The organism is Streptococcus suis (genome assembly GCF_002960625.1).
Classification (GTDB): domain Bacteria; phylum Bacillota; class Bacilli; order Lactobacillales; family Streptococcaceae; genus Streptococcus; species Streptococcus suis_T.
The window spans coordinates 86,921-112,687 of record NZ_POJH01000031.1; the positions used below are offsets into that span (position 1 = coordinate 86,921).

Below are 25,767 nucleotides of genomic sequence, written 5' to 3' on the forward strand. Positions count from 1 at the left end.
AGGAAACGATTAAGCGCGTGATACGTAAGTTCCCTCTGCTGTGTTGATAACCAGTTTTTGACCTGCTTCGATAAAGTCTGGCACGTTGACCACCAAACCTGTTTCCATGGTAGCTGGCTTACCTGAACCAGTTACAGTTGCACCTTTGATAGATGGCTGTGTTTCTGCTACAACCAATTCAACAGTTGTTGGTACAGTCACACCGATTACTTCAGTTCCGTAGAACTGGATTTTCACATCTGAGTTTTCCAAGATGTAAAGCAATTCTTCTTTGATAGTCGCTACTGGAATTTCATACTGGTCGTATGTTTCAGTATTCATGAAGAAGGCAGTGTCGTCCATTTGATATAGGTATTGTGCTGGAACTGTTTCGATAATAGCTTGTTCAAATTTTTCATCTGGACGGTAAGTTGTATCAAAAGTTGAACCCGTACGCACGTCACGCAATTTCATACGCATGATGGTGTTACCTTTACCTGGCTTGTGGTGGCTAGCTTCCAAAACCTTAATCAATTTACCTTCTGCTTCGAAGGTCATACCTGCTCTAAGTTTACTTGCTTCAATCATTGTATTGAATACCTCTTCAAAATTTTATTTATTCGTTTTATTTTACCATAAACTGTCAAATTTCTCAAATCTTCTAATGCTACATTAGAAAATACTCCTAGTTTATAGTTTATCAGTTTACTTTTAGTACTAGGCAACGAGCTGAAGGCTGTACTAAGGTACGGCGAGGCGAGTTCAAATACTCCAGTGGAGTATTTGAAGTTGGAAATATCGAAACGAAGTTTCCTCATTTGCCGACGTAATAAAAGATAAACTGAAAACTATAGAACAATCAATTCTTTTGGAGCCACCGTCAAGACTTCACAACCATTTTCCGTAATCAATAGGTCATCTTCTATACGAACACCGTACTTATCATCCAAATAGATGCCAGGCTCATCCGTCAAGACCATACCAGCCTTGATTGGCTCGTCAGATTTTCCAAAGTAAGGATATTCATGAATGTCCAAACCAATCCCGTGCCCAATCCCGTGTGTAAAGTTGGCTCCATAACCCGCCGCATTGATAATCTCACGAGGAATAGCGTCAAACTCGCGGTAGGTAACACCTTCCTTGGCCTGGTCAATCAAGGCCTTGTTGGCACGCAAAACCACATCGTAAATCTCACGTTCTTGGTCGGTCACATGACCGATATGGATGGTCCGTGTCATATCGCTGACATAATGCTGGTAGTAGCAACCAAAGTCCAAGGTCAGCGTTTCACCCGTTTGGATAACTTTTTCTGAGGCTCTTCCGTGGGGCATGGCAGAGCGATAGCCTGATGCCACGATGAACTCAAACGAAGCCCCTTCGGCACCTAGTTGGCGCATGCGATGGTCAAGGAAATGATTGACATCCATTTCAGTCGTCTGACCTGGCTTGATAAAATCAAGAACATCAATAAAAGCCTGATCTGAAATCTGACAAGCACGGCGAATAGTCGCAATTTCTTTCTCATCCTTAATCATACGCAAGTCTTCGATAAAGTTTGACATAGCAACCAACTGATACCCCTCAAAAATGCTGGTCAGACTTTGGTAGAAACCATAGGTCACCTCGCTATCAAAACCAATTTTTTCAAGTCCATCTTCCTTAATCACCTCAGCAATTTCTGCAAGAGCAAAACGGCTGTCAATAATATCAAAGCCCTGCACTGTCGCCTTGGCAATCAAGGTATAGCGTGCATCCGTCACAAACAAGCGGCGTTTGCCACTGATAAAGACAGTTGCCTCTGTTCCCCAAAAACCTGTCAGGTAATAAATATTATTCTGTCCTGTTACCAAAATCCCATCCACTTCTGATTGGGCTAATTTTGCTTCAAATTTTTCCAAACGCGCTTGCATAGAATACCTCCAAATATTTTGTAACCATTATAGCAGAAAATTATCAATAAGAAAAACTACTGCCAAAAGACAGTAGTCCTATTTTTAACGAGAACGCAACTCAACAGGTTCTAAATAGATTAATTGACCTTTTTTCTCAGCATTGATTATTCTAGCTTTAATGTGCAAATTCGTACCTGTAGAAACCGTATCAGTTTCATCTACAAACTTCAATTCATGGAAAGCAAGATTCTCAAATGCCATCATTCCTACATAATTCCCTTCTTCCCAATCACCCACATTGAGCAGAAAATCAAATCTAGTCTTATAGTTTTCATGAGAATTCATGTAAGCAACATGTCCATCAAATTCTACAATTTGTCCTTTATATTTTTCAACAAACTCTTGAGTTTTTGACTCGTCAAAATTATTTAAAATATAGGCAAAATCTGGATTATCTGGTGTGATTACCTGTTCTTGTGAATCTGACTGGCTGGTGCTAGTTTCAGTGCTTACTTCTTGCTCAGAACTAGACGATGAATTCTCTAAGTTTGAACTACTCTCTTCACTACTACTTGCTGAACTCTCCTCAGAACTATCATAATTTTTAAACGTATGATAATGAATGGTTATAGGCGTATCCTTTTCAAACAAGTCCCCCTCCGAAAAACTATCCGTCCCTTTTACTGTAATCTTTTCAATTTCCCCATCTTTAGTAAAAATTCCAAAGGTCAAATCTTCAATTTTCTGTGTTGATACATTTTCAAAACCAGCATCCTCTAATTGCTTTTGAACAGACTGATAGTCAGCCTCCTCTGGACTAGAACCAACTGGTATGGCAATTTTATTTGTATTTGTTGGTTCGCTACTGCTGCCACATGCTACTAAACTAAAGCTTGCAAAAAAGGCTAGACATAAAAACAAGAATTTCTTCAACATAAATGCTCCTTTATCTGTTGCTAGCTATATTTTACTATACTCTATTTATTTTTGCAATACATAATGTATTACAAATTGTGATATTTAATATTGCTTTATTTCCCTATACACTTGTAACAAGGAGCAAATAAATGGCATTTAAATTAAAATCAGATAAAAAAGAAACAGAAATCAAAACCATTCGATTTCCGTCAGAGTTGGTAGATAGGATTGAAGAAGCAATCGTCAAAAAGGACGTTAGTTTTTCAAGCTTTGTCATTCAGGCTTGTGACTATGCCTTGAATAATATGGATAAGGAACAGTAAAAAAGAGCCGATGGCTCTTTTTTTACTTGCTTATTTCAACTTCATTTTCAAATACTGGCCTGTAAAGCTGGCTGGGTTCTCTGCCACTTCTTCTGGCGTTCCTGTCGCAACAACGGTACCACCGCCGACACCACCTTCTGGTCCCATGTCGATAATGTGGTCGGCTGTCTTGATGACATCCAGATTGTGCTCGATGACCAGCACGGTATTGCCATCATCAACAAAGCGAGCCAAGACCTTGAGCAACTGGGCAATGTCCTCTGTATGCAAGCCTGTCGTCGGCTCATCCAAGATATACAAGGATTTCCCTGTTGACCGCTTGTGAAGTTCAGAAGCCAACTTCATCCGCTGGGCTTCCCCACCTGATAGAGTGGTTGCTGGCTGACCTAGAGTAACATAGCCCAAGCCCACATCTTGAATGGTACGGAGTTTGCGCTCAATTTTCGGAATGTGTTTGAAGAACTCGACCGCGTCATTGACCGTCATATCAAGGACTTGGGCGATATTTTTCTCCTTGTAATGTACTTCCAAGGTTTCAGAGTTATAACGGTGACCATGGCAGACTTCGCAAGGAACAAAGACATCTGGCAGGAAGTGCATTTCAATCTTGATAATCCCGTCACCAGAACAAGCCTCACACCGTCCACCTTTGACGTTAAAAGAGAACCGTCCCTTCTTGTAGCCACGGATTTTGGCTTCATTGGTTTGGGCAAAGAGGTCACGAATATCGTCAAAGACACCTGTGTAGGTAGCTGGGTTGGAACGCGGTGTTCGTCCAATCGGGCTTTGGTCAATATCAATCAGGCGGTCCAAGTGTTCAATTCCTGAAATGGATTTGAACTTGCCTGGCTTGTCCGAATTGCGATTGAGTTTCTGAGCAATAGCTTTTTTCAAAATGGAGTTGACCAGAGTTGATTTACCTGAGCCAGACACCCCTGTCACCGCCACAAATTTCCCAAGCGGGAACCGAACAGTCACATCTTGCAGGTTGTTTTCCTTGGCACCTGTTACCTCTAGGAAACGACCATTGCCAACACGACGTTCCAAAGGAACTGGAATTTCACGTTTGCCAGACAGGTACTGACCTGTAATGGATTTCTTGTTTTTGGCTACTTGGGCAGGCGTTCCAGAGGCCACGATTTCTCCGCCAAACACACCCGCACCTGGGCCGATGTCAATCAACCAGTCCGCCTCACGCATGGTATCCTCATCGTGTTCCACCACAATCAAGGTATTGCCCAAATCCCGCATCTTCTTAAGACTAGCAATAAGGCGGTCATTGTCCCGCTGGTGCAGACCAATCGACGGCTCATCCAGAATATAGAGAACACCAGACAGGTTTGAGCCGATCTGGGTCGCCAGACGAATCCGCTGGCTCTCACCACCAGACAATGTCCCCGCTGCTCGTGAAAGCGTTAGGTAATTTAGACCAACGTTGTTAAGGAAGGACAGGCGATCCTTGATTTCCTTGACAATGGGCGTCGCAATCGTCGCTTCATTTTCAGACAAGGTCAGATTTTCAATGACTTGCAAATGATCCGCTACAGACAAGTCAGATAACTGCCCAATATGAAGTCCCTGCTCGCCACCAACTTTAACAGACAGGGCTTGGTCATTGAGGCGATAGCCGTGGCAGGTTCCACAGGTCAGCTCATTCATGTAAGCCTTCATAACCGTCCGCGTATAGTCACTGTTGGTTTCACGGTAGCGACGATTAATGTTAGTAATCAAACCTTCAAAGGGAATATCGATATCACGTACCCCACCGAATTCATTTTCATAGTGGAAATGAAATTCTTTGCCGTCCGACCCGTTGAAAATCAGGTTCTTCTCCTCATCCGTCAATTCCTCGAAAGGCTTGTCCATATCCACACCAAAGTGGTTCATAGCCTGCTCCAACATCTGAGGATAGTAGTTAGAAGAGATGGGATTCCACGGAGCCAAGGCACCGTCACGCAAGGTCTTGCTGGCATCTGGGACAATCAAATCCGTATCCACTTCCAGCTTCATCCCCAAACCGTCACAGTCGCTACAAGACCCAAAAGGAGCATTGAAAGAGAAGAGGCGAGGCTCCAACTCTGGCACTGTAAAACCACAAACTGGGCAGGCATAGTACTCAGAGAAGAGCAGTTCCTTCTCATCCATTGTATCGATGATGACATAGCCGTCCGCAATCCGTAAAGCTGCTTCGATAGAGTCGAAAAGCCGCGAACGAATACCCTCTTTGATCACAATCCGATCGACCACAACCTCAATGTTATGAGCCTTACTCTTGGACAATTCAGGCACTTCCGACACATCATAGACATCCCCATTGACACGGACCCGAACATAGCCGTCCTTCTGCACCTTCTCAAAAACGGTCTTGTGTTGCCCCTTTTTCTTCCGTACAATCGGTGCTAGAATCTGCAAACGTTGGCGTTCTGGTAATTCCAAAACCTCATCAACGATTTGCTCCACCGAAGAAGCCGCAATTGCTCCGTGGCCATTGATACAGTAAGGTACCCCGACCCGAGCATAGAGTAGGCGGAGATAGTCATTGATTTCCGTTGCCGTCCCGACTGTCGAACGCGGGTTCCGCGAGGTTGTTTTTTGGTCTATGGAAATAGCAGGGCTAAGACCTTCGATGGAATCCACATCTGGCTTGTCCATGTTGCCCAAGAACTGACGAGCATAGGCTGAAAGACTTTCCACATACCGACGTTGGCCTTCGGCATATAGGGTATCAAAAGCCAAACTCGACTTACCAGACCCCGACAAACCAGTCACTACTACCAGTTTCTCACGCGGAATAGTCACATCAATATTTTTCAAATTATGGGCACGCGCCCCATGGATTACAATATTTTCTTGCATAATTTAAGATACAAAACACGTAAAACCTACGGTGAAAATAGGTGGTAAGTCCGAAATCTTTGATTTCTTAGACACAAAAACTCTCATCCGTATACACGGAAATGACCATTTTTCACACAGTGGTTAAGGCGTATTCAATTCCTTTCTTAAGAGGCTCTAAGTTGTAACATGAGAGATAAGAAAAAGTCCGTACAACTCATTCGCTTAAATGTCTACATATTATAACACATTTCTGCATAAAACCTTTCCGAAATAGTACATTTTTTGGTATAATAGAGGTTGCGTTAACAAAACAATTGTAAAAGGAGGGCGTCATATGAAACAGATTTTTCTATCAACCATGACTGATTTAGAAGAGATCCAAACCTTTGAACCTGGGGCTTGGATTAATTTGGTTAACCCCTCCCAGAGCGAGTCAATGGAAGTGGCTGAACACTATAAGATTGACATCGCTGACCTACGAGCACCTCTCGATGCGGAAGAGTCTTCTCGTATTACGGTCGAAGATGATTACACACTAATCCTGGTGGACGTTCCTATTCTTGAGGAGCGAAATAACAAGACCTACTATATCACCATTCCGCTTGGTATTGTCTTGACCGAGGATGCCATTATTACAACTTGTTTAGAGCCTTTACCACTCTTTGACCAATTTATCCATCGTCGTTTGCGGAATTTCTTCACCTTTATGAAATCTCGCTTCGTTTTCCAAATCCTCTACCGCAATGCCCAACTCTACTTGTCTGCCCTACGGACCATTGACAGAAAGAGCGAGGAGATTGAGAAACAACTCCACGAAGCCACTCGTAACGAAGAATTGATTGTTCTCATGGAATTGGAAAAAACCATCGTCTACTTCAAGGCCTCCCTCAAAACCAACGAACGTTTGGTCAAAAAGCTGGCTTCTTCTTCTCGCCTATTACGAAAATACGAAGAAGACGAAGATTTGTTGGAAGACACCCTGGTCGAAACCCAGCAGGCTATTGAGATGGCAGACATCTATGGTTCCATCCTAAACTCCATGACCCACGCCTTTGCCTCAATCATTTCCAACAACCAGAATACCATCATGAAAACCTTGGCACTCATGACCATTGTCATGTCCATTCCAACCATGGTCTTCTCTGCCTATGGTATGAACTTTAAGGATAACATCATTCCCTTTAACGATATTCCCTATGCATTTTGGTGGATTATCCTCTTCGCCTTTGCCATCAGCTTATCATTAACCTTCTACTTCATTCGTAAGAGATGGTTCTAACATTAGGAGATTACAATGTCATTTACAGAATTTAAAGAATTAACCAAGAAAAACCAGGAATTCATCCACATCGCAACCAACCAGCTTATCAAAGATGGTAAGTCTGATAGCGAAATTAAGGAACTGCTGGAAGAAATCTTGCCGACTATTATCGAGAAACAAAAAACTGGCGTAACAGCTCGCAATCTCTATGGAGCACCGAGTGAATGGGCGGCCAGCAAAACTATTTCTGAACAAGAGAAAAAAGACCAGGTAGAATACAACGAAAATCCTTGGTTGATGTGGCTGGATTCTAGTCTCTTCATGCTTGCTATTATTGCAGGTATCAATGGATTGATGAACTTATTGGGACAAGGTGCCCAGTATGGCTTGTTCACTCTATTGGTCATTGGCTTTGGTGTCGGAGCAGGTATGTACTTCATGTACCACTTCGTTTACAGAGAACAAATCAAAACTGGTCAACGTCCTAAATTACTGAAAGCAGTCCTCTTCCTTGGTCTTGCTACGCTGGCGTGGTCACTTGTCTTCCTCTTGGCAGCACTAATCCCTACTAGCCTAAACCCTGTCTTGCCTCCACTTGTTACCATTCTTATTGGAGCTGCAGCTTTCGGAGCTCGCTACTTCTTGAAAAAGAAATACAATATCCGCAATGCCATGTCACCAGTTCAATAATAAAACAAAGCGATTGGAATATTCCAGTCGCTTTTATCCATCTATACAGTCCAGCTATCAAGACACCTGGAAATGCTATTCATTGACATAAGCCTGTATAATCAGCTGAAACAGACTGGATAGATAATATTCTTCACTTGCTTCTTTTCAAGTTCGTGAAAAACAGTCCATACTGTTATTGCGCTTTTCACATTTCTAGAGCGCAAGAAAAAATGGTCCACTCTCGCCGTTACGCCTTTCCAGTTTCTAGGGTGCAAGCTAAAAAGACCCGTCAGGGTCTTGATGCGCTTTCTCATTTTCAAGTTCGTGAAAAAACAGTCCATTCAAGGACTTAATTCGCCTTCTAATTTCCGAGCTCATGAAAAAACAGTCCATACTGTTATTGCGCTTTTTGCATTTCTAGAGCGCAAGAAAAAATCGCCACACAGGGCGATTTTTTTAATCTTCGTTTACGAATGGTAGCAATGCCATTACGCGAGCACGTTTGATAGCTGTTGTTACTTTACGTTGGTTTTTAGCTGAAGTTCCAGTTACACGGCGTGGAAGGATTTTTCCACGTTCAGAAATGAAACGGCTAAGAAGCTCAGTATCTTTGTAATCAACATATTCAATTTTGTTAGCTGCGATATAGTCAACTTTTTTACGGCGTTTGAAACCGCCACGACGTTGTTGAGCCATGTGTGTTCTCCTTTATATTATTATTTCAGACCTAGAATGGTAGGTCATCGTCTGATATATCCATTGGATTACTAGCTCCAAATGGACTTTCTTCTCTAGCGAAGTTAGGTGTAGATTGTGCAGGTGCTTGATAAGGTGAGTTATAGTCATTCCCAGCGGCAAATGAATTACCTGCTGAATAAGCACCACCTTGACCTTCACGAGCAGTACGGCTTTCCAAGAGTTGGAAACTATCCGCAAGCACCTCAGTCACGTAGACACGCTGTCCCTGCTGGTTATCATAGCTACGAGTCTGAATACGACCAGTAACACCAATCAGAGCACCTTTCTTAGCCCAATTCGCCAAATTCTCAGCTTGTTGACGCCAAATGACTACGTTGATAAAATCCGTTTCACGCTCACCGTTTTGATTTTTAAAATTGCGGTTAACTGCCAGAGTAAAAGTCGCAACAGCCTGGTTAGACGGAGTATAACGAAGTTCTGCATCACGGGTCATACGACCAACCAATACTACATTATTTATCATAATCTACCTTCTTACGCGTCAAGTTTGACAATCATGTGACGAAGAATGTCGCCGTTGATTTTTGACAAACGGTCAAACTCTTTAAGAGCTTCATCGTTGTTTGCTTCAACGTTAACGATGTGGTACAAACCTTCGCGGAAATCTTTGATTTCGTATGCAAGGCGACGTTTTTCCCATGCTTTTGATTCAACGATTGTTGCACCGTTGTCAGTCAAGATAGAGTCAAAGCGTGCTACCAAAGCGTTTTTAGCTTCTTCTTCAATGTTTGGACGAATAATATAAAGAATTTCGTATTTAGCCATTGATATGTTCCTCCTTTTGGTCTAATGACTCATGGTCTAGCCACGAGTAAGTGAGGGATACTCACAGAAAATAATTATACCATAATATAGAAAATGTGCAAGTGAAAAGGGCTTACTGAAAACAATTTCACAAAAGAAAAGACTATCCAAGTTCATGGACAGCCAAATAGATTATGCCACAATCGCTTTTGCTACTTCTTCTGTTGTCATGCGAGAGAAATAGTGAGCTGTGTCGATTTCTTGCAATTTTGCAAGCACATCTGCATACTCGTAACGAGTACCGACCAACAAGTCTTCGATGTCCGATACATCACCAATTCCGAAGAAATCTCCGTAAATCTTGATAGATTCGATGACTGATTTTTCAGCCTTGATGTAGGTTGTGATTTTACCAGCCGGGTAACGAACGCTACGCTCCACTGTGTATTCTGGTGTTTGACCGTAGGTCCAATCCCAAGTCGCAAACTGGCTGTCACGGATTTCTTGGATACGAGCCAAGTCATCTTCTGACAAGACATACTCATCCATGTCTGGGTATTCTTGCTTCATTTGGTTGAGGATGGCGTCCTTGAACTCCAGAACGGTCATCTTCTCTGGTAATTCGTTGTTGATATTGGTCACGCGGGCACGGACTGACTTGACGCCTTTAGACTCAATCTTATCTTTGCTGACCTTGAGGGCACTTGCCAAGACCGACATATCCACATCAAAGAGCAAGCAACCGTGGTGCATCATACGACCTTTTGCGTAGGCTTGCGCATTACCACAGATTTTCTTGCCGTCGATTTCCAGGTCATTACGACCAGTGAAGTTAGCTTCTACACCCAGTGTTGCAAGGGTATCAATGACAGGCTTGGAGAAGGTTTTGAAATCAAAAGCTCCCTCATCTGCCTTATTGGAGATAATGGTGTAATTGAGGTTGTTGAGGTCATGGTAAACTGCGCCACCACCTGACAGACGGCGAACCACATGGATGCCTTTTTCGTCTGTGAATTCCTTGTTGATTTCTTCAATGGCATTCTGGTGCTTACCGATAATGATGGCAGGCTCATTGATCCAGAGAATAAAAATCTCGTCGATATCTGTTAATTCCTTGAATGCATAAGCTTCAAGCGCAATGTTATAAGCTGGGTCATTGCTGTTGTTTACAATGTATTTCATGCAAAACTCCTTTATTGTTAACTAATTTTTATTATAGTGGAAACGATAACAAAAGACAAGTCCGAAGACCTGTCTTTCAAACATTATTCCACATCAGCTCCGTTTGTAGCGATAGCTGTTTTATAACAAAGGAATGAGGTTCTTGGCGTAGTTTATATACATACGCCTGCTCTGTTCTTTTTTCACTCAAAGGAGAATCGACCCTCCCTTGTACTCGTTTTTGAGTATCAAAGAAGGCTTCACCGTGAAACAATAAGTAAATTGTTTCGCTATCCTATCTCCCTGTTTCACACTGTTAATTCAATTTGGATATCCTCAAAACCTAGAATACAAGATTCATAGTAACCATCTCCAGTAACTCGTGGGCCACTGAGAAGCTGATAACCCGCTGCGACCAATTGCTCAGTCAATTCATTCACCGCTTCTTCACTTCCCAAACTAAAGGCTAGATGAATCAGCCCCAAGTGATTGAGCTGGCTAGGCTTGTCCACCACATCATCTCTAGTCATAATTTCAAGACGAGCTCCATCTTCAAAAGTCAGGAAATAGGATTTAAAACTTGTTTTTGTATTGTGATAGAGTTGATTGGACTTTGCACCGAAATAAGTTTCAAAGAAATTCCGCATTCCTTCTAGGTCTTGAGCATAGATAGCAAGATGTTCAATTTTCATTCGATTTTATCCTCCCTTAAAGAAAAACGGCACACTGCCGTTTTTCTTATTCTACGTCTTTACCATTGCTGGCGATGACTGTTTTATTCATCCGATTATTTCCGCTTTGGTGGGTTGTGGATCGCAACACCAAGCACATCAAGGAAGGCTTCGTACATCACTTCTGAGAAGGTTGGGTGACCGTGGATTGATGCTGCCACGTCGTCAACTGTCAACTCAGATTCCATGATGGTTGCTGCTTCGTTGATCATTTCAGCCGCAACTGGACCGATGATGTGAACACCAAGGATTTCATGGTATTTCTTATCAGCGATAACTTTTACGAAACCATGTGCTTCGTTAGAAGCGATGGCACGACCATTACCAGTAAAGCTGTTGCGACCGATAAGGATGTTTTCTTTACCATATTTCTCGATAGCTTGGTCTTCTGTCAAACCAACCATAGCGATTTCTGGGTGTGTGTAAACCGCTGCTGGTGTGAAGTCCAATTTAGCCTTGTGGTGGTTGCCATGGATGGCATTTTCAGCTGCCACTTCACCCATACGGTAAGCAGCGTGAGCCAACATCTTAGTACCGTTGACATCACCTGGTGCGTAGATACCTGGGATAGATGTTTCTTGGTATTCGTTAACCTTGATACGACCGCGGTCTAGTTCAAGGTTAAGATTTTCAAGACCAGCCAATTGTGGTACACGACCGATTGAAAGAAGGGCTTTTTCAGAAACGATTTCTGAGCCGTCGTTCAACTTGATGGTCAATTGGTTATTAGCTTCAACGATTTCAGATACCCCAACTGAGGTCAAGAATTTCATACCTTTCTTAGAAAGGACTTTTTGCAATTCGACAGACACTTCGCGGTCCATACCTGGAATGATACGGTCAGCCATCTCAACAACTGTTACTTCTGTGCCGTATGATGCGTAAACCAAACCAAGTTCCACACCGACTACGCCACCACCCATAACAGTGAGTGACTTTGGAATTTCACGCAAGTCAAGGATATCATCAGAAGTCAATACCAGCTTAGAATCAATACCTGGGATGTTGATGCGTGATACTTTCGAACCTGTTGCAAGAACGATGCTACGACCTTTGATGACCTTGTCGCCGATAACAACAGTCTTGTCAGGGTTTACTTGACCAAGGCCGTTGAAGATCGTTACCTTGTTAGCTTTCAAGAGACCTTGAACGCCACCAGTCAGTGTCTTCACAACCTTGTTCTTGAAGTCAACTGTCTTATCCATATCAACGGTGTAGTTTGTTGAAGCAAGGTTGATACCACGCTCAGCAGCAATCTTCAAGCCGTCAAGGATTTCAGCATTTTTGAGGTAGGTCTTCGTTGGGATACATCCCTTGTTCAAGCAGGTACCACCAAATTCTGATTTCTCAACGATAGCGATTTTACCGCCTAATTGAGCACCGCGAATGGCAGCGTAGTAACCAGCAGGACCACCACCGACAACAACCATGTCATACTCGTCAGCTGCCAATTCAGCCTTAGGAGCTTGTGGAGCTGCTGCAGGAGCTGCAGGTACTTCCAAACCAGCTGCTTTCAAGTCAGCAGTTGCTTGAGCAACCTCAGCTGGAGCAGGTGCAGCACCAACTTCTACTGATTCGCCTTCTGCACCAAGGTAAGCAATGACTTCTGTTACAGGAACAGTTGCACCGTTACCGTGAACGATTTTCAAAAGAACACCTGACTCTTCTGCTTCCAATTCCATGCTTGTCTTGTCTGACATCATCTCCAAGATAACATCGCCTTCGTTGACAAAATCACCTTCTTGTTTTTTCCACTCGATGATTTCGCCTTCTTGCATATCTACACCAAGTTTAGGCATAATAATTTCAATTGCCATAGTTATGATACAAAGAACGTCAAATGCGACAGAATTTTAGGAGTCCAACGTAGGATGCTTGCATCCGAGGCGGACTATCTAAATTCCGAAGCATTTAGTTCGTGTTCAAATGTCACGAACTCGTTCTACATCCTTTCTTTATTTTTTCTCTTTACCAAATTGAGCACAGGCTAAAAACCTATTGAAAAAGATAAATCGCCTCGTGCCTCAAGGCACATCGTTGATTTCCTATTTTCATACGGTTTTCTTAACGCCTTTTGCATCTTATCTCAGATCAACAATTCCAATGGGTTTTCCAACAAGTTCTTCAAGTCAACCATGAACTTAGCACCATTCATACCATCAACAATACGGTGGTCAATGGTCAAGCAGAGCGCCATGATTGGACGGATCTTGATCTCACCGTCAATAACAACTGGTGTTTGAACAGTAGCTGCAACACCAAGGATGGCTGAGTTTGGTTGGTTGATGATAGGGTTGAAGGTCTTAGTACCGAACATACCCAAGTTGGTGATAGAGAAGGTAGAACCTGACATTTCCGCACCCTTCAACTTACCAGATTGAGCCTTCTTGATGACATCTTTTGAAGCCACCACGAAGTCAGACAAGCTCATCTTATCTGCACCATGAACAACTGGCACCACCAAGCCTTCATCCAAACCTACCGCGATACCGAGGTTGACAAACTTGTGCAACTCGATTTCTTGAGCATCGTTAATCAAAGATGCATTCATATAGCGGTGTTCTTCCTTCATCAATGTACGAACCACTGCAAGACCGATCAAGTCAGTAAATGTTACTTTCAAACCAGTCTTGTTCATGATTGGCTCAAGGACTTGCTTACGAAGTGCCATGAGGTTGGTCATGTCGATATCGTAGTTAAGCGTAAAGGTTGGAGCTGTCAAGTAAGAGTTGACCATACCTTTTGAAATAGCCTTACGCATTGGGCTCATCTTGATGATTTCAACGCCTTCTGGCAATTCTTTAGCTGGTTTCTCTTCAGCTTTCGGTGCTGGAGCAGCAGTTTCTACAGCTGCAGGAGCAAGTACTGCAAGAACGTCGTCCTTGACAATCTTACCATTGACACCTGAACCAGTAAGGGTTGACAGGTCAACACCTTGGTCTGCTGCAATACGGGCTGCAAGCGGAGTTGCTTTTGGAGCTGCTCCCTTGAAGTCTTCAACGTCAGCCTTGTGGACACGGCCATTTGCACCAGTTCCTGGTACAAGACCCAAGTCAATTCCAAGCTCACGCGCCAATTTACGCGCTGCTGGAGTAGCACGAACCTTGCCACCACCTTGTGGTTTGGCAGCAGCTGCAGGAGCAACAATAACAGGCGTGCGACCTGCAGGTACTTCTTCAATAGCCGCTGCTGGTTCAACAGCAGGTGCAGATGAAGCTCCTGCTTCAACCGTTTCGCCTTCAGCACCCAAGTAAGCAATGACTTCGGTAACAGGGACGGTAGCACCGTTTCCATGAACAATTTTCAATAGGACGCCTGACTCTTCTGCTTCCAGCTCCATGCTGGTCTTGTCAGACATCATTTCCAAGATGACATCGCCTTCGTTGACGAAATCGCCCTCTTGTTTTTTCCACTCGATGATTTCACCTTCTTGCATGTCCACACCGAGCTTAGGCATAATGATTTCAATAGCCATTTTTAAGATACCAAGTCCGAACAGAAAACGATTGAAAAATAGAAAATCCTCATTTTCGTAGCGAATTATCTTTTTTCCGAGTTTTCCGGACGGGTTCAATTCCTTTCTTTCAGTTTCTTACGTAACCAATAAATCAGACCGTTTCATCAAGTCAGGTCAAATGCTGGCTACACTCTTTCAAACAGGGCTAGGACGGTTGCCCGTCCTTTCATGATTCTTAACCCTTGTTTACTTGCTTATAGATTGCCGTTTTGATTTTCTCTACGTTTGGCAATACTGCGTTTTCAAGAATGTTTGCGTAAGGAACTGGTACATCGTCTGAAGCGATACGGATGATTGGTGCATCCAAGTAGTCAAAGGCTTCGCTTTCTGTGATGATTGATGCGATTTCACCGATGAAACCACCTGTTTTGTAAGCATCGTTAACCAAGATAACCTTACCAGTTTTCTTCACAGATTCGATGATCAATTCTTTATCCAATGGGATAAGGGTACGTGGGTCAACTACTTCTACGCTGATGCCTTCTGCAGCTACTTCTTCAGCAGCTTTCAAGGCACGTTCCAACATACGACCGTATGAAATAATGGTTACATCAGTACCTTCACGTTTGATTTCACCCTTACCAAGTGGAATGTAGAAATCTGGGTCCAAGTTAACTTCTTCTTTTTTACCGTAAAGAGCTTTTGGCTCCAAGAAGATAACTGGGTTGTTGTCAAGGATAGATGATTTCAAAAGACCTTTTGCATCGTTAGCTGTACCTGGTGCAACCACCTTGATACCTGGAATATGCGTCAACCAAGCTTCAAGAGATTGTGAGTGCTGGGCAGCAGAACCGATACCAGAACCTGAAGCCACACGGAAGGTTACAGGTGTCTTCAAACCACCACCAAACATGTAGTTAGTTTTGGCAGCTTGGTTAACAATGGCATCAAGGGCAATTGTCACGAAGTCCATGAAAGTCAAGTCAACGATTGGACGAAGGCCGGTTTGAGCCGCACCAACCGCAGAACCAGCGATTGCAGCCTCAGAGATAGGTGTGTCGCGAACGCGTTTTGGACCAAATTCGTCCAACATACCAACAGATGTACCGAAGTCTCCGCCGTAGATACCGACGTCTTCACCCATCAAGAATACTTTTTCATCCTTACGCATTTCTTCGCTTTGAGCCAAGTTAATCGCTTCACGCAAGGCCATTACTTTTGTTTCAGCCATTTTTTACTCCTAATTTATATCAATTTATCTTTACTGTAACAAGTAAAATATAGAAAACAATCAATTACTTCATTGTAATCAAACGTCATAGCTACTCGAGCTACCCTAGAGTTTGACTTGCTCTTTAGAACTTAGTCAAACTGATCACGTCACTTACGACACGAAGACTATTCAGCCGATATTGCTGAATAGGCGAAGTTAGTGAGGTAAGTAGGTAGTCCACCTTGGTGAGCTACCCTAGTTTGACTTGCTCTTTAGAGCTTAGTCAAACTTCTTACGTTACAATCGTGTTCGGTCTAAAAACTCGGAAAAAAGAGACGCAACCGTTTCAGCTGAATTACGGATGTGGCTACCTTTAGGTGCGAACTTCCTTGTGTGCAAGCACACTGTGTCAGTTCCCTATTTTCAGTCGTTTTTTAGACGACCTCACAACTTAGAATTGTACTCGAACTAAGGACTGTGCGAAAAAGATAAATCAGCAGGAAATCCCAATTTCCTTGGCTGATTTCCTATTTTCGCTGTGTCCTTTTAACGTTCTCGTTACTTAATCTACAAACACGTCTTCGTAAGCTACTGAGATGTCTGGATCTGGGCTTTCTTGTGCGAATTTCACAGATGCTTCTACTTGTTCTGCAACTTGTGCTTCGATGGCATCCAATTCTTCGTCAGTCGCAATCTTGTTCTCTGTCAAGTATTTGCGGTATTTCTTAAGTGGGTCTTTTGCTTTCCACTCGTTTACTTCTTCTTTTGTACGGTAAACACCTGCGTCAGCAGTTGAGTGACCAAACCAGCGGTATGATTCAACTTCGACCATGGCTGGACCGTTACCTGCACGAACGTATTCGATAACTTCTTGCATTTTCTCATAAACGGCAATCACGTCGTTTCCATCTTCCACATAGTGACCTGGCATTCCGTATGCAGCAGCACGTTGGTAGAGGTGAGGAATCTTAGTAGAATAAGAAATGTCAGTTGAAATACCGTAACGGTTGTTGGTGATAAAGAAGATAACTGGCAAATTCCAAACAGCTGCCAAGTTCATTGATTCGTGGAATGAACCTTCGTTTGTCGCTGAGTCACCTGAGAAGGCAATAACGATATTATCTGTACCAAGGTATTGTTGAGTAAGGGCCGCACCTACTGCAAGGGCATAACCACCACCTACGATACCGTTTGAACCAAAGTTTCCTTTTTCAACGTTAGCCAAGTGCATAGAACCACCACGGCCTTTTGATGTACCTGTTGCTTTACCAGCAAGCTCTGCCATCATACCGTTGATATCAATACCTTTTGCAATAACGTGACCATGACCACGGTGGTGTGAGAAGATGATGTCTTGCTCTGTCAAACCAGCGATTGGTCCAACGGCCGCAGCTTCTTCACCAACTGAGAAGTGAGTCATACCTTGTACGAAGCCACGACGCACCAATTTGTTCAATTTCATGTCAACATCACGGATTTGTTGCATTTTTAGGAACATATCCAAGTGTTGTTCTTTTGAGATAGATACCATAATTTCCTCCAAAGGTTTTTTCTCTTTCTGTACTATGATAGACCAATATTTCACAAATGGCAAGTATTTGAACCGTTTTCTTATTTACTGAAAATTTCGTGAAAACACTGATTTTCCTGCTATTTTTTACTACTGCTTCACTTTTTGTTTTTTCGTTTGTTTTTTATTTCACAAACTTTTGGACAGACTTGTCAGCCCTTTTTCTTTTTGTTATTATATAGATGGAGGTGCCTATGGAATTTGATTTATTTCTTATCATTTGCAACTATATCGGTACAATCGCTTTCGCTGTTTCAGGTGCTGTTAAGGGATTCAATAAGAAACTAGATATTTTTGGTATCTGTCTACTCAGTATCATCACAGCTGTGGGCGGTGGTATCATTCGTGATACCATGGCCAATCATATCCCAGCTGCCTTAACAGACCCCAAGGCTATCTACCTTTCTATCGGTGTAGCCATTATCATGTATGTGATTGTCATCAATATGAAGCAAGACCAGCCACTGGATAAAAAAATGATTATTTTACTTTCCCAGACCAATCTGGTCTTTGATGCCATCGGACTAGCCATCTTTGCCCTTATCGGTGCCAATACTGGAGTTGACCTTCAACTAAACGCCATGACAACTGGCATCTTGGCCGCTCTAACAGGTGTTGGTGGCGGTATTGCCCGCGATTTACTGGTTAATGAAACGCCCATCGTTCTGAAGGAAGATGTTTATGCTGTGCTAGCCTTCTTTTCCGGTCTTCTCTACCACCTTTGTATTGTCGATTGGCAATTACCGCAAATTCCCGTTTTCATTAGTATTTTTTCCATCAGTCTGATTATTCGACTCTTGGTCATCAAATATAAGATTAACCTCCCAAATATGGATAGAAAACGAAAGGTCTGAGTTGCTCAACTCAGACCTTTTTCTTATCCTACATTCAGTTTTTTACCAGCCACCGCCAGGACCAGTTGCTACAATCTGGCTAATTTGTTGGCCATTAACAGTTACTGTACCACCTGTCAATTCAGCAGTTCCATCAAAGTCAAAGGCTGAGGTTGGAGCTGTCACATCAATAGTACCACCTGATACATAGATATCACCATTGGCATCAAAAGCATCAGTATCTCCACTACCTACTGCAACTTTCAAATCACCACCAGTCACTTTGATAAAGATGTCTGATGAAATTGTACTTGCCGCGTTGATAGCATCATCTGAACCGTAGACATCTAATGTACCACCATTGATGGTAATATTCGTTCCTTCCATAGCTTCTGCTGATTCTGGAACAGTAATCGTGCCTCCATCAATTGTCAGTGCGGTTTCTGCTTTGATGGCATCATCACCTGCCTTCACAGTGATAGCACCACCAGTAATCGTTGTATAACCTTTTGTTGTATCCGTGTCATTTGTTGACTTGATACCATCACCACCTGCAGTTACATCAATGACACCACCATTGACAGTCATCGAATCTTTCCCTCGAATACCGTCATCGACTGCTGTTACTTTGATATTGCCAGCATTAACAACCATGTCATCCGTTGAAACAATACCGTCTTGGAAGTTTGCTTCAACTGTTAGATTTCCATTACCAGTAATAGTCAAATCTGCTTCAACATGGATAGCACCTTCAATGTTTGTATCTGAGTGGTTGCTAGTATCTTTTACAGTATTACTAGTTCCGTCTTTGATTTCCAATTCAACATTACCAGCCTGAATGACATTGATAGCAGCAGTATCTGAACTTGAGATTTCTGCACCTGCTAAAACGATACGGACATTGGCATCTGTTTCAACTGTCACACCTGCGGTAGTTGACCCGGTCAGGATATATGTACCACCTTCTGTAATGTTCAAACCATCATTTGAGAGTGTTACTTCTTTTGTTGGAAGGGCTGACCAGTCAATTGAAGAAGTACTCGAAGTCGATGAGTTTCCGTTGCTTGTGGTTGAAGCGACATTTGTTTGACTAGTCGTTGCTGAACTTGATGTTGTTGTCGAACTGGAAGCTGTCGAACAAGCAGCCAAGACACCTAAACTCATAAGAGTTACGCCAGAGTAAAGAAGTTTTTTAAGATTTGTTTTCATAATGTAAATTCCTTTTCTTTCTTTAGGAAGTTCGCTTGCCTTCCTGATATGCTCTTAGTTTACTCCACATTCCTAAAAGAAAGATTAAAGATAGCCAAAAGAAAACTTAAAGTATTTTTTCAGAAAATCAGCAAAAAGGACTGGTAATCCAGCCCTGAATGCTATTATTTTTCCAATTTGGTCCAAGTTAAGCTTGTCAAATCAAGCAAAGCAGCAGTTTCCGGCCTGCTAGTATCCTCTGAAATTCTCTTCAATCCTGGAATCATAGCCTGATACTGATAGATTCGGAAAACACCCTCTGCTTCAAAAAGATAAGTCCCATCCTGCAAGGGATAGAGGCGAGCATCTGGACCAATCTCAAACCCAATGTTTCGGAAATTGTCCACCAAGCGCAAGTCTTCACCAGCAAGCTGAGTATAAAGATCAATTAAGACATACTCTCCTGACTTGTCAAAAGCCAAGAGCAGCTCCTCTGCTCCATCATGATTGATATCATACAAACTATAAAATAGTCCGCTATAGTCATAAGTTTGATTTGTCAACAAAGTTAGATGACTGCTAACTTCATCTTGAGAAAGAGCTTCAGCGGTCTGGCCTAGACTATCCTTGTAGCGCTCGAGAATAGATTGGTAGGCAATTGGCACGCTTATCTCAGTCGTCGAAATCTCTTGCTCACTTGAACTAGAGGAAGTGGCTATAGAAGATGATGGGCTAGAACTGGTCGCAATCTGATTAGAGGAAGTAGAGCTAGGACTACTCACTTTTGGCACCTGACCGCCTTGACATGCTACCAGCAAACATACAGTAGAAAGAAGCAACAACCTAGTCAAATATGTTTTCATGATATTCTCCTTTTGAAATTCGGTTACAGCAAATAAAAAATTTTTAGCATAACAGACATCGATACGATATCATTATACCATATTTGTAGTCCTGCCGTTCATTTTTATTAAGGTCTTTTACTACTAGGCAACGATAGCAGACACAACTGGTTAGACAAGGAAATAGTATATGAAAAAACTAAGGGAAGATACTTAGATGTATGAATAACTCCATTTCCCTATTTCCAAAATAGTTTGAGCAGGCTACACAAAAACTTTCAAACATAAAAAGCCGAATGTTGCCATCCGACTTTCCTATCTTAATCTTTTTGCTCAAGGGCACGCAACATTTGGTCAATTTTGTTGCCATACTCAATGGATTGGTCTTTTTCAAAGACCAAATCAGGAATTTTATAGAGGGTCAGCTTGCGACCTAGTTCTCTCTTAATGGTTCCTGTTGCTTTTTCAAGACCCGTTTGGGCTTTCTGATTGTCAGAAGCCAGGTTACTCATAATGGTATAGTAAACCTTGGCCATGGACAAATCGCCGACCATCTGCACATCAGTGATGGTCACTCCTTGTACACGGGGATCGCGAACTTTCTTTTGCAAAATCTCATTGACTTCGCGCTTGATTTCCATACCCACACGGTCTGTTCGAAAATGGTTTGCCATAGTCATTCCTTTCTTAGATGATAGAAAAGCTGAGTTTCCTCAGCTTAACATTGTTTCATAAGAGGACTTCGGTAGAACAAATATCTCAGTTCCCTTGACACCCTTACTTTTGCTTTTTAAAAAGCACTTATTTCTTAATTTCTTCCATGATGTAGGCTTCGATGGTATCATCTACACGGATGTCGTTGTAGTTTTCAATCATCAAACCACCTTCTTGGGCATTGCCGACTTCTTTCACATCATCCTTGTAACGCTTCAAGCTGCCCAATTTACCGTCGAAGATAACAACACCGTCACGGATAACACGGACACTTGAGTCACGGGTAACCTTACCACGTACGACCATGAAACCACCGATCGTGCCGACTTTAGATACCTTGAAGGTTTCACGGATAATCGCTTCCCCGATGATTTTTTCTTCAAACTCAGGATCCAACATCCCTTTCATGGCATCTTCCATCTCTTCAATGACCTTATAGATGATACTGTGGAGGCGAACTTCTACATCATCTGCTTCTGCTTGACTACGAGCCTCAGCAGTTGGACGTACGTTGAAACCAATTACGAGGGCATTGGATGCTTCTGCAAGTGTAATATCAGACTCGTTGATGGCACCTACTGCAGAGTGAACGATATTGACGCGCACGCCTTCCACTTCGATTTTCTGAAGAGAGGTTGCAAGGGCCTCTACAGAACCTTGTACATCGGCCTTGATAATGACGTTGACAGACTTAACTTCACCTGCTTTAAGGGTATCAAAGAGGTTTTCAAGGCTGACACGTTGGGTTGCTTGACGTTGTTTGAGAAGGGCACGCTTGGCACGCTCTTCACCAGCTGCACGCGCAGATTTCTCATCTTCATAGACAGCGAAATGATCGCCAGCCATTGGCGTTTCGTTCAAACCAGTGATCGAAACCGGTGTAGATGGTCCAGCCACCTTGACACGACGACCAAGGTCATTGGTCATAGCACGAACACGACCGAAGGTATTTCCTACAACGATTGGGTCTTGAACATTCAAGGTACCTTGTTGAACAAGAAGGGTCGCAACAGCACCTTTTCCTTTGTCCAAATGCGCTTCGATAACCGTACCAATAGCACGTACAGTTGGGTCTGCCTTCAGTTCTTGGATTTCAGCAACCAAAAGAACAGTTTCCAACAATTCATCAATGTTTTGGTTAAACTTAGCTGAGATTTCTACAAATTCAGACTCACCGCCCCAGGCAGTTGAGATAACGCCGTGCTCAGCCAATTCACCGATGACACGTTCTGGGTTGGCACCTGGCTTGTCAATCTTGTTGATGGCAACGATGATTGGAACATTGGCAGCTTTGGAGTGGTTGATTGCCTCAATGGTCTGTGGCATAACACCATCATCTGCTGCAACGACCAAGATGGTCAAGTCGGTAACAGAGGCACCACGAGCACGCATAGATGTAAAGGCCGCGTGTCCAGGCGTATCCAAGAAGGTAATTTTCTTGCCGTTTTCTTCGATTTGATAGGCACCGATATGCTGAGTGATACCTCCCGCTTCGCCTGTTGCAACACGAGAATTACGAAGGGTATCCAAAAGGGTTGTCTTACCGTGGTCAACGTGTCCCATGATCGTCACAACAGGTGGACGCTCTACCATTTCCTCTTCATTGAGGTAGCCCTCTTCTACAAAGAAACGTTCGATATCTGCGTTATCAACCTCAACCTTTTCCTTGGCCTCAATTCCATAATCAACCATAAGGAGTTCGATGGTGTCGCCATCTAGAGATTGGTTCTGAGTTGCCATGACACCCATGAGGAAGAGTTTCTTCACGATTTCAGCAGGCTCACGTTTGATCCGTTTTGCAATTTCCGCAACGGTCATGCCAGCTGTGTATTCAAATTCTGTTGGCAATTCATGGAACTTGCGTTCAGTTGCTGGCTTGACAGGTTGGTTACTCTTGCCTTTTTTGTTTTTCTTGTTGTTATTCCAGTTACTATTTCTTTGATTTCTCACTTGATTTTGACTATTTCGATTTCTTTGTTGTTTCCGTGGACCATCTTCTTCGTCACTATTGAAGTCACGTTTCTTATCTGGTCGAGCTTGTTTTTTACGACGGGTATCTAGAGCACTTTCTGCAACCTTCTCAGGCACCGCTGCGACTGGTGTTGGTTTGACAAATGGCTTGCTTTCAATCACCGGTTCTTCGAACTTGATTTCCTTAGGCTTTTTCGGTTGCTTTTTAGCCTCCTGAGCCTGACGGAACCGTTCTTCGCTGGTACGAGCATATTCTGCATTTTGCTCTGCTTTTAAGGCTGCTGCACGCGCTTTGAAGTCAATCTTCGGTGTTGCTGGTTTTGCAACTTCTTTTTGCTCAAAGCGTGCTGATTGAGTAGAACGGTTGTCTTGACGACGGTTGTCACGATTGTCACGGCGGTCACCAAAACGATTGTCCTTACGCTTGTCTGAACCCTGCTCACGTCTGTTATCACGACGCTCATTGCGTTCATTACTTGGACGGCCTTGGCCTTGCTGACGGTTGTCACGACGGTCTTGACCTTGTTTATTTTGTCCACCTTTACCCTGAGCTCGCTTAGCTGCTTGTTCCTTGGCACGCGCTTCACGTTCTGCCTTAAAGTTACGGCTCTGAGGGCGGTGAGGTGCTGCTGGAGCAACTGCCTTCGGTTCTTCCTTGGTAGCTGGAGCAGGTGCTTCTTGCTTTGCTACTGGAGCCTTGCTTTCAGTCGGTTTCTCAACAGACTGGACTTTCTCTACTGGTTTTTGAGCTTCTGCTTTCTTAGTAAAGCTGTCAGCCAAACGTTTAGCACTTGCTTCATCTACGCTTGAAGCATGACTTTTGACTTCAAAACCCAATTCCTGCGCCTTAGCAACAACTTCCTTGCTGCTTACGCCTAATTCTCGGGCAATTTCATTCAATCTCTTCTTAGACAATGCCTTGTCCTCCTGTTCTATTCCATAATAGACCTCATCTTCTTTGTAAATCCAGCGTCTGTCACTGCAAGAACTTTCCTAGCCTTGCCGACAGCTGCACTCAATTCCAGTGTTGAAAACACTGTTACAACTTCTACTTGATAGGTATGACTTTTATCTGTTACTTTTTTACTTAAATTTCCAGCAGCATCATTAGCTAAATAAACCAATTTTGCCTGTCCTTTTTGAATAGCTTCAACAACCAGGTCCTCACCTGAAACCAAGCGACCTGCTCGCTGGGCTAATCCCAATAAATTTAAGATTTTCTGTTTCTTATTCCAGTCCAAGTTCTCTCCTCTTGACCTTGTGATCAACATAGGCAATCAATTCATCGTAGAACTCTTCAGCCACTTCCATACTAAAGGAACGATCGAAGACACGACGTTTTTTAGCTTGAGTAGCTTCAGCATTATCTAGCTTGATATAGGCTCCTCGCCCATTGGCCTTGCCTGTTGGATCGATAAATACTTGACCTTCTTTATTTTTTACAATACGGAGCAAATCCCGTTTGTCGATGATTTCACCGGACACCACAGACTTGCGCAAGGGTATTTTTCTAGCTTTTGCCATGGTTGCTCCTTTTGTTCTATTCTTGTTCTTCTGTAAATTCTTCCGCGACTTCTTCTACAAGCTCTTCTGTTGCATATTGAGCCGCCTCAAATGCCTCATATTCGGAAGCAGACTTGATGTCGATACGGAAGCCTGTCAAATGGGCTGCTAAACGAACGTTTTGACCACGACGACCGATTGCCAAGGACAATTTATCATCTGGCACAACAACAGTAGCATGCTTGCCATCTTCTGTATCAAACAATACTTGGTCAACTTCTGCAGGAGCAAGAGCATTGTAGATAAATTCCGCTTCATCTGCTACCCACTCGATGACATCAATATTTTCCTCAGTCGGAATCATGCGGTCATTTTTAGCATCGTAACGAGCTGGATGGAACTTGCTGGTGATTTTCTTGATATTTGAACCACCACGACCAACAATAGTACCAATAGCATCCACGTTCGGATTGTGACTACGAACAGCCACTTTCGTACGGTCTCCAGCTTCACGGGCCACGCTCATGATTTCAACCGTTCCATCATAAACTTCAGGAATTTCCTGTTCCATGAGGCGTTTGATCATCTCTGGATGGCTACGGCTGACAAATACATTCACCCCACGGCCGTTGTCTTCAACCTTGTAAACATAGACTTCGATACGGTCATGTGATTGGAAAACCTCGCCAGGAATTTGATCCTGTTTGGACAGCTGAGCTTCAATGGTCCCAAGATTGACATAGATGAAACGATTGTCAAAACGCTCAACCGTACCAGACATGATTTCATTCTCATGTTGCTTGTAGGTATTAAAGGTAATGGCACGCTTTTGCTTGCGCATTTTTTCCATGATGGTTTGCTTAGCTGATTGGGCAGCTACGCGACCAAATTCTGCCGGATCTTCTGGGAATTTGATTTTATCACCCATTTCATAAGCAGTTGAGATGGCCAAGGCATCCTTGAGGCTGATTTCCAAACGGCTATCAAAGACCTCATCCACTACTTCACGGACAGTATATACGTGGAAATCAGCCTTCTTCTCGTCAAACTCGATAACTGCTGACTCAGCTTGTCCATAGCGGCGCTTATAAGCAGAACGAAGTGATTCTGTCACTGCATCAATAATATCCGCCTTGTTAATACCCATGTCTTCCTCTAAAATACGGAAGGCTTCTAGCATTTCTCTACTCATTTTGAT

At 43.1% G+C, this 25,767-nt stretch carries 24 protein-coding genes and 2 pseudogenes; 4 read left to right on the top strand and 22 right to left on the bottom strand.

The window, feature by feature from the left end; translation table 11 throughout:
• Positions 1-9: 9 nt before the first annotated feature.
• The 3 genes from efp to C1G49_RS07300 all read right to left on the bottom strand — a co-directional run bounded on the left by efp (position 10) and on the right by C1G49_RS07300 (position 2,807).
• Entirely contained in the window at positions 10-567 is a 558-nt protein-coding gene (efp, locus tag C1G49_RS07290; protein WP_029998462.1) for an elongation factor P, read from the bottom strand.
• A 260-nt stretch (positions 568-827) separates the two neighbouring features.
• Positions 828-1,889, bottom strand: a complete 1,062-nt coding sequence (locus C1G49_RS07295) for a M24 family metallopeptidase (protein ID WP_105125171.1) — start codon at positions 1,887-1,889, stop codon at positions 828-830.
• Between the two features lie 84 nt (positions 1,890-1,973).
• Entirely contained in the window at positions 1,974-2,807 is an 834-nt protein-coding gene (locus C1G49_RS07300) for a DUF4839 domain-containing protein (RefSeq protein WP_105125172.1), read from the bottom strand.
• A 131-nt stretch (positions 2,808-2,938) separates the two neighbouring features.
• Between C1G49_RS07300 and C1G49_RS11180 the strand changes: the two genes are divergently transcribed.
• Complete coding sequence (locus tag C1G49_RS11180; protein ID WP_002942417.1) at positions 2,939-3,112, top strand: YlcI/YnfO family protein; 174 nt, start codon at positions 2,939-2,941, stop codon at positions 3,110-3,112.
• A 30-nt stretch (positions 3,113-3,142) separates the two neighbouring features.
• Here the strand turns inward: C1G49_RS11180 and uvrA are convergent, their stop codons facing one another.
• A complete protein-coding gene (uvrA, locus tag C1G49_RS07305) occupies positions 3,143-5,968 on the bottom strand; it encodes an excinuclease ABC subunit UvrA (protein ID WP_105125173.1) in 2,826 nt (941 codons plus the stop codon).
• 316 nt (positions 5,969-6,284) lie between these two features.
• Here uvrA and C1G49_RS07310 point away from each other — a divergent pair, with 316 nt between their 5' ends.
• The gene (locus C1G49_RS07310; RefSeq protein ID WP_105118273.1) at positions 6,285-7,229 is read left to right on the top strand and encodes a magnesium transporter CorA family protein; all 945 of its coding nucleotides are present in this window, start codon (positions 6,285-6,287) and stop codon (positions 7,227-7,229) included.
• A gap of 15 nt (positions 7,230-7,244) precedes the next feature.
• The gene (locus tag C1G49_RS07315) at positions 7,245-7,901 is read left to right on the top strand and encodes a DUF1129 domain-containing protein (protein ID WP_105125174.1); all 657 of its coding nucleotides are present in this window, start codon (positions 7,245-7,247) and stop codon (positions 7,899-7,901) included.
• Between the two features lie 438 nt (positions 7,902-8,339).
• On the opposite strand, the gene rpsR is transcribed toward C1G49_RS07315, so the two are convergent.
• The 10 genes from rpsR to C1G49_RS07360 all read right to left on the bottom strand — a co-directional run bounded on the left by rpsR (position 8,340) and on the right by C1G49_RS07360 (position 17,479).
• Positions 8,340-8,579 (bottom strand): 30S ribosomal protein S18, encoded by a 240-nt coding sequence (gene rpsR / locus C1G49_RS07320; RefSeq protein ID WP_002939250.1) that lies wholly within the window; start codon positions 8,577-8,579, stop codon positions 8,340-8,342.
• Positions 8,580-8,610: 31 nt separating this feature from the next.
• Positions 8,611-9,105, bottom strand: a complete 495-nt coding sequence (locus C1G49_RS07325) for a single-stranded DNA-binding protein (RefSeq protein WP_105125175.1) — start codon at positions 9,103-9,105, stop codon at positions 8,611-8,613.
• Positions 9,106-9,116: 11 nt separating this feature from the next.
• Positions 9,117-9,407: a 30S ribosomal protein S6 gene (rpsF, locus tag C1G49_RS07330; RefSeq protein ID WP_002942403.1), complete on the bottom strand. Its 291-nt coding sequence runs from the start codon at positions 9,405-9,407 to the stop codon at positions 9,117-9,119.
• Positions 9,408-9,578: 171 nt separating this feature from the next.
• Entirely contained in the window at positions 9,579-10,568 is a 990-nt protein-coding gene (locus C1G49_RS07335) for a lipoate--protein ligase (protein WP_044754143.1), read from the bottom strand.
• A 76-nt stretch (positions 10,569-10,644) separates the two neighbouring features.
• Entirely contained in the window at positions 10,645-10,821 is a 177-nt protein-coding gene (locus C1G49_RS11515) for a hypothetical protein (RefSeq protein WP_419579754.1), read from the bottom strand.
• 34 nt (positions 10,822-10,855) lie between these two features.
• Positions 10,856-11,239: a VOC family protein gene (locus C1G49_RS07340; RefSeq protein WP_105095601.1), complete on the bottom strand. Its 384-nt coding sequence runs from the start codon at positions 11,237-11,239 to the stop codon at positions 10,856-10,858.
• A gap of 95 nt (positions 11,240-11,334) precedes the next feature.
• Positions 11,335-13,095, bottom strand: coding sequence for a dihydrolipoyl dehydrogenase (lpdA, locus tag C1G49_RS07345; RefSeq protein WP_099831571.1), 1,761 nt, complete (start codon positions 13,093-13,095; stop codon positions 11,335-11,337).
• Between the two features lie 269 nt (positions 13,096-13,364).
• Positions 13,365-14,753: a dihydrolipoamide acetyltransferase gene (locus C1G49_RS07350; protein ID WP_105125225.1), complete on the bottom strand. Its 1,389-nt coding sequence runs from the start codon at positions 14,751-14,753 to the stop codon at positions 13,365-13,367.
• Positions 14,754-14,970: 217 nt separating this feature from the next.
• Positions 14,971-15,966 carry an alpha-ketoacid dehydrogenase subunit beta gene (locus C1G49_RS07355; protein WP_105125176.1) on the bottom strand — a complete coding sequence of 332 codons (996 nt, stop codon included), beginning with the start codon at positions 15,964-15,966 and terminating at the stop codon, positions 14,971-14,973.
• Positions 15,967-16,510: 544 nt separating this feature from the next.
• Positions 16,511-17,479, bottom strand: a complete 969-nt coding sequence (locus C1G49_RS07360; RefSeq protein WP_002942391.1) for a thiamine pyrophosphate-dependent dehydrogenase E1 component subunit alpha — start codon at positions 17,477-17,479, stop codon at positions 16,511-16,513.
• Between the two features lie 233 nt (positions 17,480-17,712).
• Here C1G49_RS07360 and C1G49_RS07365 point away from each other — a divergent pair, with 233 nt between their 5' ends.
• Entirely contained in the window at positions 17,713-18,372 is a 660-nt protein-coding gene (locus C1G49_RS07365; RefSeq protein ID WP_105125177.1) for a trimeric intracellular cation channel family protein, read from the top strand.
• A 42-nt stretch (positions 18,373-18,414) separates the two neighbouring features.
• Here C1G49_RS07365 and C1G49_RS07370 read toward each other — a convergent pair whose 3' ends face one another.
• The 8 genes and pseudogenes from C1G49_RS07370 to nusA all read right to left on the bottom strand — a co-directional run bounded on the left by C1G49_RS07370 (position 18,415) and on the right by nusA (position 25,761).
• Positions 18,415-19,560, bottom strand: coding sequence for a carbohydrate-binding domain-containing protein (locus C1G49_RS07370; RefSeq protein WP_105125178.1), 1,146 nt, complete (start codon positions 19,558-19,560; stop codon positions 18,415-18,417).
• 164 nt (positions 19,561-19,724) lie between these two features.
• The gene (locus C1G49_RS07375; protein ID WP_105125179.1) at positions 19,725-20,402 is read right to left on the bottom strand and encodes a colicin lysis protein; all 678 of its coding nucleotides are present in this window, start codon (positions 20,400-20,402) and stop codon (positions 19,725-19,727) included.
• A gap of 299 nt (positions 20,403-20,701) precedes the next feature.
• The gene (gene rbfA, locus C1G49_RS07380; RefSeq protein WP_024379497.1) at positions 20,702-21,055 is read right to left on the bottom strand and encodes a 30S ribosome-binding factor RbfA; all 354 of its coding nucleotides are present in this window, start codon (positions 21,053-21,055) and stop codon (positions 20,702-20,704) included.
• A gap of 127 nt (positions 21,056-21,182) precedes the next feature.
• Positions 21,183-23,384, bottom strand: a pseudogene (gene infB / locus C1G49_RS07385) (translation initiation factor IF-2); the annotation flags it as partial.
• Between the two features lie 504 nt (positions 23,385-23,888).
• Positions 23,889-23,981 (bottom strand): annotated as a pseudogene (locus C1G49_RS11520) (translation initiation factor IF-2 N-terminal domain-containing protein); the annotation flags it as partial.
• A 17-nt stretch (positions 23,982-23,998) separates the two neighbouring features.
• Positions 23,999-24,307 carry a YlxQ-related RNA-binding protein gene (locus C1G49_RS07390; RefSeq protein ID WP_238594771.1) on the bottom strand — a complete coding sequence of 103 codons (309 nt, stop codon included), beginning with the start codon at positions 24,305-24,307 and terminating at the stop codon, positions 23,999-24,001.
• Positions 24,294-24,590, bottom strand: a complete 297-nt coding sequence (rnpM, locus tag C1G49_RS07395; protein ID WP_105125181.1) for an RNase P modulator RnpM — start codon at positions 24,588-24,590, stop codon at positions 24,294-24,296. The genes C1G49_RS07390 and rnpM overlap by 14 nt, the downstream gene beginning before the upstream one ends.
• Positions 24,591-24,606: 16 nt before the next feature.
• Positions 24,607-25,761 carry a transcription termination factor NusA gene (nusA, locus tag C1G49_RS07400; protein WP_105125182.1) on the bottom strand — a complete coding sequence of 385 codons (1,155 nt, stop codon included), beginning with the start codon at positions 25,759-25,761 and terminating at the stop codon, positions 24,607-24,609.
• Between the last annotated feature and the right edge of the window lie 6 nt (positions 25,762-25,767).

Coding starts and splice junctions, on each gene's coding strand:
- C1G49_RS07340 (WP_105095601.1), bottom strand. CDS start 11,239: ATGAAAATTGAACATCTTGCTATCTATGCTCAAGACCTAGAAGGAATG.
- rpsR (WP_002939250.1), bottom strand. CDS start 8,579: ATGGCTCAACAACGTCGTGGCGGTTTCAAACGCCGTAAAAAAGTTGAC.
- rbfA (WP_024379497.1), bottom strand. CDS start 21,055: ATGGCAAACCATTTTCGAACAGACCGTGTGGGTATGGAAATCAAGCGC.
- efp (WP_029998462.1), bottom strand. CDS start 567: ATGATTGAAGCAAGTAAACTTAGAGCAGGTATGACCTTCGAAGCAGAA.
- C1G49_RS07310 (WP_105118273.1), top strand. CDS start 6,285: ATGAAACAGATTTTTCTATCAACCATGACTGATTTAGAAGAGATCCAA.
- rpsF (WP_002942403.1), bottom strand. CDS start 9,407: ATGGCTAAATACGAAATTCTTTATATTATTCGTCCAAACATTGAAGAA.
- C1G49_RS07365 (WP_105125177.1), top strand. CDS start 17,713: ATGGAATTTGATTTATTTCTTATCATTTGCAACTATATCGGTACAATC.
- rnpM (WP_105125181.1), bottom strand. CDS start 24,590: ATGGCAAAAGCTAGAAAAATACCCTTGCGCAAGTCTGTGGTGTCCGGT.
- lpdA (WP_099831571.1), bottom strand. CDS start 13,095: ATGGCAATTGAAATTATTATGCCTAAACTTGGTGTAGATATGCAAGAA.
- C1G49_RS07355 (WP_105125176.1), bottom strand. CDS start 15,966: ATGGCTGAAACAAAAGTAATGGCCTTGCGTGAAGCGATTAACTTGGCT.
- C1G49_RS07325 (WP_105125175.1), bottom strand. CDS start 9,105: ATGATAAATAATGTAGTATTGGTTGGTCGTATGACCCGTGATGCAGAA.
- C1G49_RS07350 (WP_105125225.1), bottom strand. CDS start 14,753: ATGGCTATTGAAATCATTATGCCTAAGCTCGGTGTGGACATGCAAGAA.
- C1G49_RS07300 (WP_105125172.1), bottom strand. CDS start 2,807: ATGTTGAAGAAATTCTTGTTTTTATGTCTAGCCTTTTTTGCAAGCTTT.
- nusA (WP_105125182.1), bottom strand. CDS start 25,761: ATGAGTAGAGAAATGCTAGAAGCCTTCCGTATTTTAGAGGAAGACATG.
- uvrA (WP_105125173.1), bottom strand. CDS start 5,968: ATGCAAGAAAATATTGTAATCCATGGGGCGCGTGCCCATAATTTGAAA.
- C1G49_RS07315 (WP_105125174.1), top strand. CDS start 7,245: ATGTCATTTACAGAATTTAAAGAATTAACCAAGAAAAACCAGGAATTC.
- C1G49_RS07370 (WP_105125178.1), bottom strand. CDS start 19,560: ATGAAAACAAATCTTAAAAAACTTCTTTACTCTGGCGTAACTCTTATG.
- C1G49_RS07375 (WP_105125179.1), bottom strand. CDS start 20,402: ATGAAAACATATTTGACTAGGTTGTTGCTTCTTTCTACTGTATGTTTG.
- C1G49_RS07295 (WP_105125171.1), bottom strand. CDS start 1,889: ATGCAAGCGCGTTTGGAAAAATTTGAAGCAAAATTAGCCCAATCAGAA.
- C1G49_RS07360 (WP_002942391.1), bottom strand. CDS start 17,479: ATGGTATCTATCTCAAAAGAACAACACTTGGATATGTTCCTAAAAATG.
- C1G49_RS11180 (WP_002942417.1), top strand. CDS start 2,939: ATGGCATTTAAATTAAAATCAGATAAAAAAGAAACAGAAATCAAAACC.
- C1G49_RS07335 (WP_044754143.1), bottom strand. CDS start 10,568: ATGAAATACATTGTAAACAACAGCAATGACCCAGCTTATAACATTGCG.